Source organism: Ochrobactrum sp. WV_118_8 (assembly GCF_039631535.1).
Taxonomy (GTDB): Bacteria; Pseudomonadota; Alphaproteobacteria; order Rhizobiales; family Rhizobiaceae; genus Brucella; species Brucella anthropi.
The window spans coordinates 299,738-317,044 of record NZ_JBDIUZ010000001.1 but is presented as its reverse complement, the minus strand read 5'-3'; the positions used below and the strand labels follow the sequence as shown (position 1 = coordinate 317,044).

The following is a 17,307-nucleotide window of genomic DNA, read 5'->3' as shown; positions in this document are numbered from 1 at the left end:
TGGAACCGGTTCTCGGATCAGGCATCAGACAGTCTGGTGAGATGGCCGGCAGAGACGTTAAAGAATTGCGCTTCCCCTTCGAGCGCTTCGAAAAGCGCGCGATCCGTGCCCGTCATGAAGGCCTGTCCGCCAAGCTCATCAAGGATGCCAAAGAGCGCGGCGCGGCGCCCCGTATCGAGATGCGCGGCGATTTCATCGAGCAGGAGAATCGGAGCCATACCGGAAAGCTCTGCCGTCAGTCGGGCATGGGCAAGCACGAGACCGATCAAAAGCGCCTTTTGTTCGCCCGTGGAACAGAGCGCGGCTGGCATGGATTTGGGTCTGTGCTGGACAATCAGATCGGTGCGATGCGGGCCTTCAAGCGTGCGGCCTGCCACCTGATCTCTCGCGCGGCCATCGCGCAGGGTACGGCGGAAGTCCTCTTCAAGATCGAGCGCCGCCTCGACATTGATTCTCTGCTCCAACACTCCTTCCAGAAAGCAATCGGCCTTTGGAAATGGTCCTTCGGCAGGAAGCCGTTCGATCATCGCCGCAATCAGGCGCATGGCTTCGGCGCGGGCAGCGGCAATGGCTGTGCCCAGTTCCGCCATCTGGCTTTCGATCGCATCCAGCCATTGGTCGTCATTACTGCCATCGTTCAGCAAGCGGTTGCGGCTGCGCATCGCTTTTTCGTAATCGAGCACGCGCTTGCCGTGGGCGGTATCGATAGCAAGCACCATACGGTCGAGGAAACGCCGGCGATCAGAAGCGCCTCCGGTGAAAAGCCCATCCATAGACGGCACCACCCAAAGGATACGCGCATAGTCGAGCATGTCGTCACCGGAACCCGCAATACCGTTGATACGAACTTTGCGCCCCCCCTCGCCGCCGCCTGCTGTGCCGGTGCCGACTTCCGCTTCGCCGTAAATCATACAGTCGAGCGCCGCATGAATAGCAAAGCCATCAAGCGAGTTGGTGCGGGCAACATCGTCATAAGCAGCGCGGCGCAGGCCGCGTCCCGGCGACAGAAAGGAAATTGCTTCGATCAGATTGGTCTTGCCGGAACCATTTTCACCAGTCAGCACGACATGGCCGGGCCCAAGCGGCAGTGACAGTTCCGCATAATTGCGGAAATTCACAAGCTTGAGCCGCCGGATCGATACACGGGCCGGGCGGCTTTGATTAGGCTCAGGCGTATTCACTTTTCTGTTCTTTAAACACGCATAGGCATCAGCACGTACAACACGTCTTCATCGCCGGTGTCGCGCACCAGCGTCGGCGAACCTGCATCGGCCAGCATGAAGACCGCGTCCGAACCCGAAAGCTGGCTCGTAATGTCGAGCAGGTATTTCGAGTTGAACCCGATATCGAGCGGATCGGCGTCATAGTCCGCCGCAAGCTCATCGGTTGCGCTGCCGGAATCGGGATTGTTGACAGTGAGCGTCAGCTGGCCATCGGCAATCGAAAGCTTGACCGCGCGGCCACGTTCGCTCGAAATGGTCGAGACGCGATCCACGGAGGCCGCAAACTCCTGGCGTCCGATGGTGAGCTTCTTGTCGTTGCCAGACGGAATCACGCGCTGGTAATCCGGGAAGGTTCCGTCGATCAGCTTCGAGGTGAGGACCACCGATCCAACCGTGAAGCGAATCTTGGCGTCTGACAGTTCAACCGTAACGACCACATCCGGCACATCGACCAGCTTCTGCAGTTCGGCAACCGTTTTGCGCGGGATGATAATGCCCGGCATGCCTTCCGTGCCGGACGGTGCTTCCAGTTCGGCGCGCGCCAGACGGTGACCGTCGGTCGCGACAGCGCGCAGCTTCAGGGCACCCTCGCTTTCGATGGCGTGAAAGAAAATGCCATTGAGGTAATAGCGGGTTTCTTCCGTCGAAATCGCAAACTGCGTGCGGTCAATGAGACGCTTCAGAGCCTGCGCCTCGATCCGGAAGGAATGGGTAAATGCACCAGCGGTCAGTTCTGGGAAATCGGACTGCGGCAGGCACTGGAGGCGGAAAGACGACTTGCCGGAAATGACCGAAATGGAACCACCATCCGGATTGGTCGACAGCATGACTTCAGCGCCATCCGGCAGCTTGCGGACGATGTCATAAAGAAGATGTGCCGGAACCGTCGTAGCGCCTGCCTGTTCCACCATGGCGGCTGTCGCTTCGTTGACCTCAAGATCAAGGTCGGTCGCCTTGAGTGCGAGGCTTGCGCCCTCGGCCTGCAAAAGCACATTCGACAGGATAGGTATCGTGTTGCGACGCTCCACGACGCGATGGACGTGGTTGAGAGATTTGAGAAGGTTCGATCGCTCTAGGGTAACACGCATGTTCAAACGCACTCGCTCGCTGGGACAGGACAACTGCATCTGACGGGCAGGCAGGCGGCCCCTGTCGATAAGGCGCCGGGGGCGCCAGAAGGTCCGTTAAAGTGGCAGATTTTTAAGGAGAAAAGCAAGCCCGCGCCATGTCGGAAAGCGACAGGGCCCGGGCTTTTTGTTGATAACCGCGATTGATGGCGGGGCAGCTACTGTAATCAGGCCGCCTGATCGTTGATGAGGCGCTTCAGAAGCTCCAGTTCCTGCGCCAGCTTGGTGTCGGCGCCCACCAGATCTTCGATCTTGCGCACGGCGTGCAGCACGGTCGTATGATCGCGTCCGCCGAAGCGGCGGCCGATTTCCGGCAGAGAGCGCGGCGTCATCATCTTGGCGAGATACATTGCCACCTGACGAGGCTTGACGATGGTGCGCGTGCGGCGGTTCGACAGCAGGTCCTGCTTCGAGACATTGTAGTGACGCGCCACGATGCGCTGGATTTCCTCGATGCGGATACGCTTCGGTTCGCCAACGCGGGTCAGATGACCGAGCAGCTCATCGACGCGGTCGATGGAGATGTTCGGCTCGAAGGACTGACGGAACAGAAGCTGGTTGAAAGCACCTTCCAGTTCGCGGCCCGATCCGGTGACCGTGCGGGCAACGTGGGAGAGAATCTCTTCACCAATGTTCAGGCTCGAATCTTCTGCCTGCGCGACGGCGAGACGGCGACGCAGCATCTCGACGCGCATGTCGTAATCAGGGGCCGCCACTTCGAGCGCAACGCCACCCTGAAGACGCGAACGAACACGCACATCGAGCGATTCCAGTTCGGACGGCGCACGGTCGGCAGCGACAACGACCTGTTTGGCGCTGTCGAGCAGTGTATTCAGGAGATGGCAGAACTCGTGCTGGATCGACTTGCCCTGCAGGAACTGCATGTCGTCGATGACGAGGAGGTCGATATCGCGCAGCTGTTCCTTGAAGGACAGCGCATTGTTGTCGCGGATCGCGGTGGCAAAGCGCCACATGAAATACTCAGCCGTCAGATAGACAACGCGGGCCTTTTCCTGCCGCTGGAGCGCGGCGGCGGCGATTGCCTGCAGAAGGTGCGTCTTGCCGAGACCGACGGAAGCATGGATGAAAAGCGGATTGAAACGCACCGCGCTGGAACCGGCTTCAGCAATGGTGCGAGCGGCGGCAAGGGCCACGCGATTCGATGCGCCATCGACAAAGCTGTCGAACGTATAGCGCGGGTCGAGCGGTGAACCCAGAACGGAACCCGAAGCCGATTCTGCAACGACTGCGGAACCGCGCTTTTCACCGAGCGACTGCCCAACTGGAAACACCATCTTTTCGCGCGGAGCCACAGCAGGCTTGGTTTCAACTGCTTCGCAGGCTTCCACTGGAGCTGCGCTGCGCACCACGCGGCTTACACCGCGAACCACGACTTCAACTTTCAGGATTTGCGGGTTTTCTTCCTGCCACAGTTCGGTCAGCAGTTCGGAATAGTGATTGTTGATCCAGGAGCGCAAAAATGCTGTCGGAACCGACAGGCGGACAATGCTCTTGGAGATATCGTCGAGTTTCAGACGACCGAACCAGCTGGAATAAATCTCGGTGCCAACGCGGGCTTTCAGCTTTGCCGTGAGGCGCTCGAAAACCTCGTCGCCTGCATTGCCGCTCAACTCGACCAGGCTCTTTTCATTTCCGGTAGCAGAAGATCCATGGATACGGTTCGCATGTGCATCATCACCCATCGTTGCCGTCGATTTGCCGGTCATCATTGCCATCGTCTCGCCTGCCTTCACATTCGTACGCGCCGTTTTTTGGCGCTTGTCATTTTTTCCTGTCCGAACCGCGGATTTTTTATCCGTCTGGCCTGGCAGGTACTCACTCATAAAGCCCGGCTCTACAGCTCTGGGCCAAACACAAACTCAAACGGTCCCATCAGGACCAACACCCGGATACTCCTTCCCGGCGACCTTTTTACGACTCACAACACTTTTACCGGAGGCTGATTGCCCGGAAAGAAATCCGCCACAACCATTCAATTGTCGGGGACATGCCTAAAACGGCATTCCGGTTAACGAACGGTAAGCAAACAACCATGAGGAACAGGACCTTACGACCAGAATATAACACCCGCGGGCTGTGATGCCCACGCCGACAAACTCGCTATTTGATGCTAACTCCGGGCCGGTGGCCCACCCCTCTTATGCCCTGACTTTAGCGAAGCCTCGCAGCAAAGGGCAAGCCTCAGAAAGCCACATTTTTTTGCTGAAAGCCCTTGCAGGGGGACTCGACAAAAGTAGGGAATCGGACGCCAGCGAAATAACACCTTTGGATTCAATGTGTTTTCGTGGGGCAATTTTTAGGTGATCTTGATATGTTCTTCCTAAAAATAAATTTAAAAATATTCCTTGACTCAAACCCCCTTCCGAGTCCCTAAACCCGCCTGTGGATAACAGTGGATAATATTCCGCAACCATTTGAAAATACTAATTAAATCGCCTCACGCGAGATTAACCGCCCTCTGAAATATTCCAGCTAGGCATTGAAAAATCTCTACAATTCAGGGTGGTATGAAAGAATGCCAGTGTTCTGAGAAACGCTCAAAAAAGAAAACCCGGCTAACAATGAGCCGGGTTTCGAAAACAATCCATAAAAATGGATGAATGCTTAGGCGTTCAGAGCCTTAACGCGCTGAGCAAGGCGAGACACCTTACGCGAAGCGGTATTCTTGTGCATCACGCCCTTGGAAGCAGCGCGCATCAGTTCAGGCTCAGCAGCCTTGAATGCGACTTCTGCAGCCTGCTTGTCGCCGCTCAGCAGAGCGTCTTCCAGCTTGCGCACGAAGGTACGAACGCGCGAACGGCGGGACTTGTTGATTTCGGTGCGGGCAGCGATCTTGCGCACTGCCTTCTTGGCCGAAGGAGTATTGGCCATAAATGCCTCTCTTTTTTCTGTCAGCTAGCCAGGGGCAAAAACCGCCGGGCACAAAACCTCTAGGGCAGCCGAGAAAATCCCTTGAAGATCCCTGGGGGCCGCCGATCCGTGGCGGGCTTATAGATCAGCTTTGGCGCGGCGTCAACGTGGATTCTGCCCCAAAGCTCGATCAAAAAGCCGCAAACCCGGCCTGAAAGCCCGCCGAAAGCGACCGGAAGGCTCCCATGATGCTCTTGTCAGGGCCGTCACTCGACCACCAGCCGATCAATTAGAGCGGTTCCAGCTAAAACCGAGTCATTGAAACTGCTCTATCTATTTGTCTTTTCAAGCATGTCTTTATCCCGAAACCGGTTCCCACTTTAGGGAGACAAGCTTTAGCGATTCTTGAACGACGGCGTACGCTTGTCGATGAAGGCTGCCATGCCTTCCTTCTGGTCTTCCGTCGCAAACAGCGAATGGAACTGGCGCCGCTCGAAGCGGAGTCCTTCGCTCAGCGTCATTTCGTAGGTACGATTGACCGCTTCCTTGACCATCAGCACAGACGGACGTGAGAAGGATGCAATGCGTTCTGCTGCCTTCAGCGCTTCGTCGAGAAGCTCTTCCGGCGCAACGACGCGCGAGACAAGACCGCTGCGTTCTGCTTCCGCCGCGTCCATCATGCGCCCGGTGAGGCACATATCCATCGCCTTGGACTTGCCGACATAGCGCGTGAGACGCTGCGAGCCGCCCATGCCGGGCATGACGCCGAGCGTGATTTCCGGCTGGCCGAATTTTGCGTTGCTGCCCGCGATGATGAAATCGCACATCATGGCGAGTTCGCAGCCGCCGCCCAGCGCATAGCCCGAAACCGCCGCGATGATCGGCTTGCGGACCCGATCCACTTTCTGCCAGTCAGCGAACATGTCCTGAAGATAGGCATCCACGAAATCGATCGGCTGCATTTCCTTGATGTCGGCACCGGCAGCGAAGGCCTTTTCGGAACCGGTGAGAACGATCGCGCCGATCTTGCCGTCCGTATCGAAAGCGCCGAGAGCTTCGGTCAATTCGTCGAGAACCTTGCGGTTCAGGGCATTGAGCGCCTGCGGGCGGTTGAGGCGGATGAGGCCGACGCCGCCACGTGTCTCGACGATGATCGTTTCATAGGCCATGGATTGAACTCCTCCTTCGGACAGATCAAGCGTTTCCTGTTTTTCCTGAATCACGGGAAATGCTCTATCTTTTCGGTTTGAACCGCGCATCTTGTCCGAAAACCGTTTCACACCTTTCGGGATGCGCTCTCGCTGGTTGGCGGGCAAAGTGGACCGGCGTCACTTCTTTTTCAAGGCCTCATTGCTGGCAGGAGGCACAGAAAAAAGTCGAACGTCCCGACTGTACCGCCCGTTCCACAATGCCGTTGCAGGCAGGGTTTTTGCATGGCTCGCCCTCGCGCCCATAGACGGAGAAGGAGTGTTGGAAATAGCCAAGCGCGCCATCTGCCTGAATATAGTCCTTGAGGGTTGAACCGCCTGCGGCAATGGCTTCCGCGATCACTGTGCGGATATCGGCAGCCAATTGCTCCATGATTGCGGGATTCTGCGCAACAGACCCGGCTGTCTGCATGGGCGACAGTTGGCTGCGCCAGAGCGCCTCGCAAACATAGATATTACCAAGACCAGCTATCAGCCGCTGATCGAGCAGCGCCGCCTTGAGCGGCGTCCGACGCCCCTTGAAGAGTTCGGCCAGAATGGTGCCCGAGAGCAGATTGCCTGTCGGCTCTATGCCGAGGCTTGCCAGCAGCGGGTGGCTATCGAGCGTGCCTTCTTCCGCAAAAAGCATGAAGCCGAAGCGACGCGGATCGTTGTAGACGATACGGGCCGGAGCGCCATCGGCTCGCAGAAGATGAAACACAACATGGTCATGCGCACTCAGCTTGGAGCGCTCATGATGGAATTCGCCAGGCGTGCCGCCGTCATCATCGGTCTCGATGCGAAACGAACCCGACATGCCAAGATGGCTGATGACGGATAGGCCGTCATCGAGATGGATCGTCAGATATTTCGCGCGACGTCCAAGCGCCAAAATGCGCCGACTAGAAAGCCGTTCGACAAAGCGGTTGGGAAAGGGAAAGCGCAAGTCCGGGCGTCGTTGTTCGACTTGGCTGACGGTCGCGCCCTCCATGACAGGCTGCAGACCACGGCGAACCGTTTCGACTTCTGGCAATTCGGGCATAGAAAACTGATCCTGAACAAGAGCCATGCATTGGCTTTGCCCTTATATGTTCAGTTTTGTCCGCAATGCCAAGATGTTCAGCAATTGGTACAGGGAAGCGTGTTCGTATAGCGGGGCGCCAGATAATAGGTTTCGCTCATCGGAATGCTCGTGGAAATCCATGCATTGAGCGGCCTGTAGTCGAGTTCGACGTCGACTTTAATGAAATACGATCCTTCATCCAGAAGGCTTGACGGAATATCGCCGACATCCCCCTTCTTGGCGGCAAAATCCGCAATGTTGGCATAGGACCAATCGACCTCCGGCGTCAGGTTGCTGGCCCTCGCCGTTCCGTCAATCCTGATTGCGGTGATCCTTATCTTCGGTGCGCTCCGACCATAGGGCAGCAGTGACGCGCGACTGATGTTGAACATATCGTTCAGATCATTCTTCGTGACCGACAATTGGCGGGCAACCAGATCAGCGAGGCTGCTCGCCGAGCGCGACACTTTCTTGTTCGTGTCGACCCCGTCAGCCAGATCAACCGAGCCAAGATAAATCAGAAGCAGGGCGGGCGCGATCAGTGCGAATTCAACCGCACCCAATCCGCGTTTATCATTCAGGAATTTTCGAAGACAATTACGCATGGCAATCGATCGCTCCAGAATGCATTCCGAAAAGTGCGAGGCGATTTTCGGAACGCACATCAGTTGTTTTAGTTCGGGAAGGGTTCGTTCTGCCAGGTGAGGGTCGCAAAGAGCGGCATGGTGCCCCCTGCTGCATGTGGATTTTCGATCAGATAAAGGATGTTTGTCAGCACGGGCCAAGCATAAACCACGTTGAGCTGATTGATCGTCGAGGTTCCACTGGTCCCGATAATACCTGTCCGCGTGAGCTTGCCCTCACCATCGAGAATCTGGTCAATCGGAACCTTGTCGAAGCCTTCGTAGGTTCCCAGATTGAGCGAAAGATTGGGGCAGCCTTGCGCGACCATAAACTGCATCTGCTGACAGAGTTCGGTGCGCAGGGTTCCTTCGCTGATTTGAGCCCCTCTGATCTGCCCCGTCTGCAATCGGCGTGCAACAGTCTCTGTCGCATTGGATATGACCTGACGCGCCACAAAACTCATACCGATTTCGATCGTCGCAAAGATGATGATCAGGAACGGACCGATAAGCAACGCGAACTCCACCGCCGCCACACCATGTTGTGCACGGGCAAAACGGCGTAAGTTCGCGCTCGCCCCTGCAAGGCCACGCGCCAAAATCCGGAAAGTCATAACCCCACCCAACTTCATATGAATTCGATTGGGAGTATCGTTACAACAGGACAACCTGAAAGAGTATTAACGGAACAGGGACTCACGATTGAATAGCGTTACTTGTCGTCGAAGCCGTTCTTCGTTGAAGCTTTTTCGCAGTAAGGCGTACAGGAAAGCGTTTGTACTTCGGCCTGCCGGTAAATTCGCGTCGTGCCGCGTGCATTGCGGGAAACCACCAGCTCACGGTCGAGGATCGGTTCGCCCTGCTTGTCCATGACGACAATATTGGTGACGCCAAAATCCTTGCCAGTCAGAACAATAGTCTGTGCATCCTGAACGACGGCATCGGCAATCGACGGATTTCCGATCACGACACTGTCGGCTGGCCGCGCGAGCCGCAAGATGCGCGCCTGGCTTGTCTCAAGGGCAATGTAGTCTTCTGCAGACGCCGGTATGGCCGCAAAGACCGTCATGAAGGCAATGCCCATGGCAGACACCATGCCGAAGCCACCCAAAGCAAACAATCGACGCGTCACGCGACATTCCCCCGCAGATATAGTGGGCTCAGCGAATGGAACCCCATCAATATAATGAGCAAAGAATGAAGGGGATTGGTGAAGGAAGAATTAAGTCGCTACCCTTCCGCGCAGACCGCGTTCACAATTCGCCAAAGATTAACCAATCGTGCGATTGCAGTGATGCGGAAAGCGTCGAAACACTTCATTAACCCTGATTGTTAAGAGGGCCACAATTCCTCTCTCTTATGCTTCAGCTTATCCGAAATTAGAGCGCGTTCCCAAAAACCAGCGCAATCGGAACAGCGAGGAGCATGTGATGCCGACATTGATGACGCGCTTCATGAAGAACAGGGCCGGTTCGACAGCAATCGAATATGCGCTGATCGGCACACTCGTTTCCATAATGATCATCAGCGGCGTCGCGCTCGTGGCTGGCAATGTCGGCGAAAAATTCAATGACACGGCCATACAGTTCGAACAGGCGACGAACCGCTAATCATCAAAGCGCAACTCCGTGCAAACGGTGACCAAATGATGGGATGACAGGCGACGCGGGGGCATCGGCAATGACAGCAGCAGCTATGACGGCAATCTTTGCTCTGGCAATGGTGACGGCCATGATCACCGACTTGACCTCGATGACCATCCGCAACCGCGTTTCCATCGGACTGACCCTGGGCTTTGTCCTGCTCGCACCGCTCTGCGGAATTTCCCTCGCAGACTATGGCTGGCATCTGGCTGTCGGCGGTATCGTACTCATCATCACCTTTTCGCTCTTTTGCCTGCGCGCGATGGGTGGTGGTGACGCCAAGCTCATTGCGGCGACGGCCTTGTGGTTCGGTCCCAATGCCAGCCTCATGGATTATATTGTGATGGTTTCGATCCTGGGCGGCGTGCTGACACTCACGATCATCCTCTACAGGATGATCCCCCGTCCGCTTCTGGCGGATCGCTATGCCTTCTTGGGAACGCTCGCCCGCAAGGATGTGGGCATTCCCTACGGCATTGCACTTGGCGCTGCCGGTCTCTGGACATTTCCACTGTCGCCAGTCGGGGAAACGATGAAAACCTATATGGCAGGGGCATTTTAAGCGCATTTATGCGCAACGTTCGCGTGTACTCCCAATCTTTCTTTATTCGAATAAGATTATATTAACCATAATTACACGATTCCCAGTGCAGTTTTGGAACACGTCATCAAGACGTGGGGATTTGCGCGGGGCACATCATGAAATCAGCTCGACTGCTCATTTTAGGAGTGGCCGTTCTTGCGGCAGGTGGCGCTGGCTATATCGCCATGAACCTCGCCGCACCGCCGCCTGCTCCCGTTGTCGTTGCGCCTGAAACGCCGCAGATGAAGCTGGAAGACGTGCTGGTTGCCACCGAAAATCTCGGTGTCGGCGCAGAGCTGACATCGCAGATGCGCTGGCAGCCCTGGCCTGCCGAAGCTGTCAGCGACGGCTATATCACCCGCGCAAGCGAACCCGACGCCATCAATCAGTTGAGTGGCGCAACCGTGCGCCTGCAGTTCTTCACGGGCGAACCGATCCGCAAGACCAAGCTCATCGGTCCGGGACAGAGTTTCATGTCGTCGATCCTGCCACCCGGCATGCGCGCCGTCGCGACACAGATCAATGCCGAAAGCTCGGCAGGCGGCTTCATTCTTCCCAATGACTTCGTCGATGTCATCATGACCCGCCGCAAGCCGGACAATGGCGATAAATCGCTGACGCCATTCACCACAGAAACCGTGTTGCAGAATGTGCGTGTTCTGGCCATCGATCAGGCCATTCAGGAAGACGAGCAGGGCCGCAAGGTCATGGTCGGCCAGACCGCGACGCTCGAAGTCACGCCGGAACAAGCCGAAATCATCACCGTCGCTCAGCAGATGGCAGACCGCCTGACGCTGGCACTTCGCTCGACACAGGATGTCGAGGACAAGGATATCAAGCAGGCCGACTATCTGGTTTCCTCGCCGACCCGCAGCGGAACGGTCAAGGTCATCAAGTCCGGCAGCGTTACAGAAATAGGACCGCGCTCATGAGAAAGAAAAAACGCGTGCGCCCATATTCCGCAAAAGTCGCACTTTTAACCAGCGCGCTTGCCGCCTTCTCACTGCCGCTCACCGATATGTCCGCCATGGCGGCGGCCGGCATCGTCAAGGTCGGCAGCCAGCAGCGTTCGCAGACGATCAAGCTTGGCCTCAACAAGTCGGTCGTGCTCGATCTTCCGCAGGATGCTTATGACGTTCTCGTCTCCAACCCCACAATCGCCGATGCGGTGACGCGTACGTCGCGACGCATCTATCTTTTCGGCAAGCAGGTCGGACAGACCAATATTTTCGTTTTCGGTCCCAATGGCGAACAGGTCGCATCGATCGATGTCGAAATCGAGCGCGATGTGAGCGGGATTTCATCCCAGCTGAAGCGCCTCATTCCCGGTTCCGATATTCGCGTCGAACTGATCAACGACAATGTGGTGCTGACCGGAACGGTGCAGACCCCACAGGATTCGGCACAGGCCGCAAAGCTTGCAGGCCTTTTCGTTTCCGGTGGCGAAGCAACAACCGGTCAGTTCACCACGACTGCGTCCGCGCCAACGGATGGCGGCGGTGTTGCTATCAACAATCCCGACCGAAACCGCCGCGCGAGCGCCATCGTCAATATGCTGACTATCGTCGGTGAGGATCAGGTGACATTGAAAGTCACCGTCGCGGAAGTCAGCCGCTCGGTCATGAAGCAGCTTGGCGTCAATATGGCAGGCAGCGGTGTTTCGAACGGCATTTCCTATGGGGGAATTTCCGAGAGTATTGCCGGAGCCATTGGCAACAACCTTTCCGATACCGGATTCGGCCTCGCGACAAGCAATTTTTCCGCCTATCTGCGGGCAATGGAATCGGCAGGCGTCATGAAGACGCTCGCCGAGCCGACCCTGACCGCAATCTCCGGGGAAAAAGCGGCCTTCAATGTCGGCGGCGAATACAATGTCATCAACAGCGTCAAATATGACGATGACGGAAAGCGCACCAATGAACTGGCTAAGATCAACTATGGCATTGGTCTCGAATTCATGCCGACCGTGCTGGGGCCGGGACGCATCAGCCTGAAAATCAGAACCTCTGTCTCTGAGCCGACGACAGAAGGCGCAGGCACCACCAACAAGATGGATGGCGTTGGCGCAAGTGTTCTATCGCTGCGCAAGCGTGTCGCCGATACCACGGTCGAACTTCCGTCCGGCGGTTCCATGATGATCGGTGGGTTGATCCGCGATGAAGTGCGCCAGTCGGTTTCCGGCTTTCCAGGCCTTACCAAGATTCCGGTCCTTGGCGCGCTGTTCCGCAGCAAGGATTTCATCCGCAACGAATCCGAACTGGTGGTGATCGTCACACCTTATCTGGCACGCCCCGTTGCCCGCCAGCAGCTTGCGCGACCCGACGACAATCTCAATCCGGCCAGCGATGGCGCGGGATACATCCTTGGCAAGGTCAATCGCGTTTACGGCACGATGGAAACCAAACTGCCGCCCGGTCGCTACAACGGCGTCGTCGGTTATATCTACAAGTGAGCGGGGACAGATCATGACATATTCAGTCAGAGGCTTTTGCAGGATTTCCGCCCGACCAGCGCTTGTCGCCCTGTCGCTGGCTCTTCTCGCGGGTTGTGCGAACCGCCAGCATGTCACCGTTGGCGCCTTGCCGGACGATTATCGTACCAATCATCCGATCACGATTGCGGAACGGGAGCAGGTCACCGATATTCCGGTTGCACAAGCCGACCAGAAGCTGAGCCCGATGCAGCGTGGCATCGTTCAGGGCGCTATTGCCAATTACCGGCGTGGTGGCTCAGGCATGCTCTATGTGCTGGTGCCTTCTGGCACCTCCAATCAGGCGGCAGCCTATCGGTTAAGCACTGAGGTGTCGGCTATGCTCCGGCGCGGTGGCATCAAGGCAAACAACATCGCCATCGAAAACTATCCCGTTGAAAACCCGGAAGCGGCAGCGCCCATCAGGATCAGCTATTACGCGATGACCGCGGGCACGACGCCGTGCGGTCGCTGGCCGGACGATCTCGCCAGCACGCCTGAAAACAAGCATTACGCCAATTTTGGCTGTGCCTCGCAGAACAATCTTGCCGCTCAGGTCGCCAATCCGGCCGATCTTCTGGGACCACGCGTCATGTCGCCAATCGATTCGGACCGTACGACCGAACGTCTCAACGGCGATCAGGGCTACGTGAAAATGTCGCCGGCACAGACGGACAACTGGCAAGAACCCCGCAGCAAGCAAGCCGAGTATTAAGAGGGCGCCATGAGCAACTTCGCTTTCGAACCAGCGGAAGAAGAACAAGGCCCCGAGACGGGCCGCGCGCCGATCATGCTCGAAAATGTGCGCCCCATTCCACGCATTTCGATCCAGGCCTTCTGCGTGAACGAAAGCGTCGCCATTCCAATCGAGCGCGCCGGCGGCGACCGGCGCATGGCCAAAACCCATCTGAAAGTCATGATGGGTGGCATTGCAGCGGCTACCGAGTTTTATCAGACCGCCTCCACGCCGAATCTGATCATTGTCGAATCGGCGTCCGAACCCAATGTGCTGCTAGAAGAACTGCAGCAATTGTCAGAGGTATGCGATTCCGGTTCAAAAGTTATGGTGATTGGTCATTCCAACGAGGTCTGGCTTTATCGCGAATTGCTGCGGCGCGGCGTTTCAGAATATATCGTGGCACCTGTCTCGCTCGCAGACATTCTGGCCATCGTTTCCTCGATTTTTCTCGATCCCGGTGCAGAACCGCTGGGTCGTTCCATCGCCTTTATCGGTGCGAAAGGTGGCGTTGGTGCTTCGACAATCGCCCACAATGTCGCCTGGTCGATCTCCGACCTGTTTCGGCACGATGTCGTGCTGGCAGACATGGACCTGCCCTTTGGCACAGCAAACATCAATTTCGATCAGGACCCGACGCTCGGCATCGCCGATGCCGTTTTCTCGCCGGAGCGGATCGATGAGGTCTATCTCGACCGGTTGCTGGTTCAATATGACGATCACCTTTCAATCCTCGCTGCACCTTCGAGCCTGGAGCGGACATTCGATTTCGGCGAAGACGCCTTTGCCGAAATGATCGATGTTGCCCAACGCAATTCTCCGCTGATTGTGCTGGATGTGGCACATGGCTGGAGCGGATGGACGCGGACCACATTGATGCGCGCCGATGAGGTCGTGATCGTTGCAACACCCGATCTCGCCAATCTGCGCAACACAAAGAACCTTCTCGACACGCTGGCGCAACTGCGACCGAACGATGTGAAACCGCATCTCGTCCTCAACCAGATGGGCATTCCCAAACGGCCGGAAATTGCGCTCGCAGATTTTGCCGAGCCGCTCGGCATCGACCCTGTCGCGACTATAGACTTCGATCCGCAGCTTTTCGGCAATGCAGCCAACAACGGCCGGATGATCGCAGAAACCAATCCAGAAAGTCCTATTGCCGAAGCCATCAGCCATATTGCGCATGTCGTGACTGGCAGGGCCGATGTGCAGCCGCGCAAAAAGAGCAGCATTTCGAGCCTTCTCGGCAAATTTGCACGCAAGACCAAGTAACGGCAGGAAATCATGTTCGGCAGAAGAGGCAACGATACGGGAAACAAGCCGGAAAGCGGAACGCGACCGGCTATGCCGAAACCTGCCAGCTCCGCTGCGGCGCCTGCTCCGACCCAGCCCGTCGTGCAACCGTCCCGCATGCAGGCAGCCGTACCAAGTACTCCGGCGAAATCCCACACCCAGACGGGTACGCAAGGGCGCGAGAAGACCGAAAGCTATTACGACACCAAATCGCAGGTCTTCTCGGCACTCATCGACACGATCGACCTGTCGCAGCTTTCCCGCATGGCGCCGGATGCCGCGCGTGAGGAAATCCGCGACATCGTCAACGACATCATCGCCATCAAGAACTTCGTCATGTCGATTGCCGAGCAGGAAGAACTGCTCGATGATATCTGCAACGATGTTCTGGGCTACGGCCCGCTGGAGCCGCTTCTTTCTCGCGACGACATCGCCGATATCATGGTCAACGGTTCGCGCCGCACCTATATCGAAGTGGACGGTCTGCTGCAGGAAACCGGCATTCGTTTCCGCGATAACCAGCAGCTTCTGAACATCTGCCAGCGTATCGTGAGCCAGGTCGGACGCCGGGTCGACGAATCGAGCCCGATCTGCGATGCGCGCCTGCCCGACGGCTCGCGCGTCAACGTCATCGCGCCACCGCTGTCGCTCGACGGCCCCACCCTGACCATCCGCAAGTTCCGCAAGGACAAGCTGACACTCGACCAGCTGGTGCGATTCGGCGCCATATCGAATGCCGGGGCGGAACTGCTGCAGATCATCAGCCGGGTGCGCTGCAATGTCATTATTTCCGGCGGCACCGGTTCGGGCAAAACCACGCTTCTGAACTGTCTGACACGCTATATCGACACGCATGAACGCATCATCACCTGCGAGGATTCGGCTGAACTGCAATTGCAGCAGCCGCACGTAGTGCGTCTGGAAACCCGCCCGCCCAATCTGGAAGGCGAAGGCGAAGTCACCATGCGCGATCTGGTTAAGAACTGTCTGCGTATGCGTCCCGAACGCATTATTGTCGGTGAAGTGCGCGGATCCGAAGTGTTCGATCTTTTGCAGGCCATGAACACCGGCCACGACGGTTCGATGGGCACGATCCATGCCAACAGTCCGCGTGAATGCCTCAACCGTATGGAAGCCATGATCGCCATGGGCGGCTATGTGCTGCCACAAAAGACCGTGCGCGAGATCATCGTCGGTTCGGTCGATATCATCATTCAGGCCGCACGTCTGCGCGACGGCACACGCCGCATTACCCACATCACCGAAGTGGTGGGGCTGGAAGGCGACGTCATCACCACTCAGGATCTCGTTCTCTACGATATCAAGGGAGAAGACGCCTCTGGCCGTATTCTTGGCAACCATAGTTCGACTGGCATCGGGCGACCTGCCTTCTGGGAACGCGCCCGCTATTATAATGAGGATAACCGCCTTGCTTCTGTGCTCGACAGCATGGAAAGGGCAAACACATGACGGGGTCCGGTGCCAGCATTGTGATGTTCATCGTGCTCGCCGTTGTCGCCTGCGCGGCTTTGTTCTATGCGCTCTTTTATGAAAAGCTCGGCAAGAAGGACCACGCAGCACGGCGCTTTGAAACCGTGCGCAACAGCGGTTCAGAACGGGCGATAACGCGTAGCGAACGCGACAGAAACGCCGACATCCAAAAGCGCCGCAAGCAGTTGCAGGATAATATCAAGGATCTGGAAGCGCGGCAGAAGCAGCGCGAGAAGAACCAGAAATATCCGCCCCTACGCATTCTTCTGGCGCAGGCGGGGCTGAGCCTCACTTTGCAGAAATTCTACATCTATTCCGGCGTGGCGGCGTTTCTCGCAACATTCATCGCACTGATTTTCGGCGCGCCGCTGCTTTTCCTGCCAGGTATCGCAATTGCCGGTTTTTTCGGTTTGCCGCGCTGGTTCGTGCTGCAGAAGCGCAAACGTCGGCTGAAGAAATTCCTTGAAGAATTTCCCAACGCGCTTGATGTCATTGTGCGCGCAACCCGGGCAGGACTGCCGCTTAATGACGGTCTGAGACTTATTGCGAGTGAGGCAGTTGAACCGGTCAAGAGCGAGTTCAAGAAGGTGGTCGAGGCACAGCAGATCGGCCTTTCAATCCCTGAAGCGGTCGGCAAGATGCCCGATTCCATGCCCTGCCCGGAAACCAACTTCTTCGCCATCGTCATCCAGATACAGGCACAGGCAGGCGGCAATCTCTCGGAAGCGCTCAATAATCTTTCAAAGGTTCTGCGCGACCGGAAGAAGATGAAGGCCAAAGTCGATGCGCTTTCCATGGAAGCCAAGGCTTCGGCTGCGATCATCGGCGCGCTGCCTTTCATCGTTATGGTTCTCGTCTATCTGACGAGCCCGCAATATATGACGCTGCTTTTCACGTCATCCACCGGCCATATGCTCCTGGGCATTGCAGCCGTTTTGATGCTGACCGGCATCTTCATCATGAAGAATATGATCAATTTCGATATGTGAGGCAC

The 17,307-nt window shown here is 56.8% G+C and carries 17 protein-coding genes; 8 read left to right on the top strand and 9 right to left on the bottom strand.

Annotated elements, in window-relative coordinates; genetic code table 11:
- Positions 1–17 precede the first annotated feature (17 nt).
- From recF to ABDF71_RS01500, 9 genes are all read right to left on the bottom strand, one after another.
- Entirely contained in the window at positions 18–1,181 is a 1,164-nt protein-coding gene (recF, locus tag ABDF71_RS01540) for a DNA replication/repair protein RecF (protein ID WP_151614870.1), read from the bottom strand.
- Positions 1,182–1,192: 11 nt separating this feature from the next.
- Entirely contained in the window at positions 1,193–2,311 is a 1,119-nt protein-coding gene (gene dnaN, locus ABDF71_RS01535; protein WP_040129048.1) for a DNA polymerase III subunit beta, read from the bottom strand.
- 206 nt (positions 2,312–2,517) lie between these two features.
- On the bottom strand, positions 2,518–4,080 hold the full coding sequence (dnaA, locus tag ABDF71_RS01530) for a chromosomal replication initiator protein DnaA (protein ID WP_011982245.1): 1,563 nt from the start codon (positions 4,078–4,080) through the stop codon (positions 2,518–2,520).
- A gap of 895 nt (positions 4,081–4,975) precedes the next feature.
- Complete coding sequence (gene rpsT, locus ABDF71_RS01525) at positions 4,976–5,242, bottom strand: 30S ribosomal protein S20 (protein WP_010657809.1); 267 nt, start codon at positions 5,240–5,242, stop codon at positions 4,976–4,978.
- A 374-nt stretch (positions 5,243–5,616) separates the two neighbouring features.
- A complete protein-coding gene (locus ABDF71_RS01520) occupies positions 5,617–6,390 on the bottom strand; it encodes an enoyl-CoA hydratase (RefSeq protein WP_010657808.1) in 774 nt (257 codons plus the stop codon).
- A 178-nt stretch (positions 6,391–6,568) separates the two neighbouring features.
- The gene (gene mutM, locus ABDF71_RS01515; protein ID WP_500060861.1) at positions 6,569–7,450 is read right to left on the bottom strand and encodes a bifunctional DNA-formamidopyrimidine glycosylase/DNA-(apurinic or apyrimidinic site) lyase; all 882 of its coding nucleotides are present in this window, start codon (positions 7,448–7,450) and stop codon (positions 6,569–6,571) included.
- Positions 7,451–7,527: 77 nt separating this feature from the next.
- On the bottom strand, positions 7,528–8,076 hold the full coding sequence (locus tag ABDF71_RS01510) for a TadE/TadG family type IV pilus assembly protein (RefSeq protein ID WP_029926131.1): 549 nt from the start codon (positions 8,074–8,076) through the stop codon (positions 7,528–7,530).
- A gap of 68 nt (positions 8,077–8,144) precedes the next feature.
- Positions 8,145–8,708 (bottom strand): TadE/TadG family type IV pilus assembly protein, encoded by a 564-nt coding sequence (locus ABDF71_RS01505; RefSeq protein WP_010657805.1) that lies wholly within the window; start codon positions 8,706–8,708, stop codon positions 8,145–8,147.
- Between the two features lie 98 nt (positions 8,709–8,806).
- Entirely contained in the window at positions 8,807–9,226 is a 420-nt protein-coding gene (locus ABDF71_RS01500) for a pilus assembly protein N-terminal domain-containing protein (protein WP_029375825.1), read from the bottom strand.
- A 298-nt stretch (positions 9,227–9,524) separates the two neighbouring features.
- On the opposite strand from ABDF71_RS01500, the gene ABDF71_RS01495 reads away from it, so the two are divergent.
- The 8 genes from ABDF71_RS01495 to ABDF71_RS01460 all read left to right on the top strand — a co-directional run bounded on the left by ABDF71_RS01495 (position 9,525) and on the right by ABDF71_RS01460 (position 17,302).
- Complete coding sequence (locus ABDF71_RS01495; RefSeq protein WP_010657803.1) at positions 9,525–9,704, top strand: Flp family type IVb pilin; 180 nt, start codon at positions 9,525–9,527, stop codon at positions 9,702–9,704.
- A gap of 70 nt (positions 9,705–9,774) precedes the next feature.
- A complete protein-coding gene (locus tag ABDF71_RS01490) occupies positions 9,775–10,299 on the top strand; it encodes an A24 family peptidase (RefSeq protein ID WP_235916919.1) in 525 nt (174 codons plus the stop codon).
- A 137-nt stretch (positions 10,300–10,436) separates the two neighbouring features.
- Positions 10,437–11,252 (top strand): Flp pilus assembly protein CpaB, encoded by an 816-nt coding sequence (gene cpaB / locus ABDF71_RS01485; RefSeq protein ID WP_010657801.1) that lies wholly within the window; start codon positions 10,437–10,439, stop codon positions 11,250–11,252.
- Positions 11,249–12,772, top strand: a complete 1,524-nt coding sequence (locus ABDF71_RS01480; protein WP_151662882.1) for a type II and III secretion system protein family protein — start codon at positions 11,249–11,251, stop codon at positions 12,770–12,772. The genes cpaB and ABDF71_RS01480 overlap by 4 nt, the downstream gene beginning before the upstream one ends.
- Before the next feature lie 13 nt (positions 12,773–12,785).
- Positions 12,786–13,505: a CpaD family pilus assembly protein gene (locus tag ABDF71_RS01475; RefSeq protein ID WP_151614866.1), complete on the top strand. Its 720-nt coding sequence runs from the start codon at positions 12,786–12,788 to the stop codon at positions 13,503–13,505.
- Positions 13,506–13,514: 9 nt separating this feature from the next.
- The gene (locus tag ABDF71_RS01470; protein WP_010657798.1) at positions 13,515–14,801 is read left to right on the top strand and encodes a CpaE/TadZ family protein; all 1,287 of its coding nucleotides are present in this window, start codon (positions 13,515–13,517) and stop codon (positions 14,799–14,801) included.
- A 12-nt stretch (positions 14,802–14,813) separates the two neighbouring features.
- Positions 14,814–16,292, top strand: coding sequence for a TadA family conjugal transfer-associated ATPase (locus ABDF71_RS01465; RefSeq protein ID WP_029926134.1), 1,479 nt, complete (start codon positions 14,814–14,816; stop codon positions 16,290–16,292).
- Complete coding sequence (locus tag ABDF71_RS01460) at positions 16,289–17,302, top strand: type II secretion system F family protein (RefSeq protein ID WP_010657796.1); 1,014 nt, start codon at positions 16,289–16,291, stop codon at positions 17,300–17,302. Before ABDF71_RS01465 ends, ABDF71_RS01460 begins: the two co-directional genes overlap by 4 nt.
- Positions 17,303–17,307: the final 5 nt, after the last annotated feature.